Origin of the sequence: Pseudomonas sp. EA_65y_Pfl1_P113, from assembly GCF_963970525.1 — a bacterium.
Lineage (GTDB): Bacteria > Pseudomonadota > Gammaproteobacteria > Pseudomonadales > Pseudomonadaceae > Aquipseudomonas > Aquipseudomonas tritici.
Genome location: NZ_CAXAQM010000505.1, coordinates 1 through 468 on the forward strand (window position 1 = coordinate 1; position 468 = coordinate 468).

Sequence of the window (468 nt, forward strand, 5' to 3'; positions counted from 1 at the left end):
CATCGAGCACCGCTTTGTCGGCAATGTCGCCCGCGACTTCATTGGCTTCCTTGATGATGCCTTCGATCGCCGGACACGTCGCCCCTTTGGGCTGCTCTCCGATCAGGTCGAACACTTGCTCGAGGCGCTGAACTTGGCCCTCGGTTTCGCGCAGGTGGGTTTCAAAGCCCGTCTTGAGCGATCCATTGGTCGCTTTCTCGGCCATCTTGGGAAGCGCTTTCAGGATTTGATGCTCGGCATAATAGACGTCCTGCAACTGATGCAGAAACAGATCCTCGAATGTCACGATGTCTTTGGTGAACAGTCCCACAGCATGTCTCCTAACGCATTTTCGGGGGCGGTACGCCGGGCGCGAAGGGGGCACGCCCGGCGTCTGCCATCAACGGTGCGCGCGCAAAGAGGTTGCTGGGGCATCCCGGAAATCATGTTGACTTCGATCAAGCGACGCCCTTTTACGACGCGCGAATT

At 57.9% G+C, this 468-nt stretch carries 1 protein-coding gene; it reads right to left on the bottom strand.

Going from position 1 to position 468, the window contains the following annotated elements:
• Positions 1–310: DUF892 family protein (locus AACY52_RS30795; protein WP_339561462.1), on the bottom strand; the 310-nt coding region annotated here is incomplete at its 3' end.
• Positions 311–468: the final 158 nt, after the last annotated feature.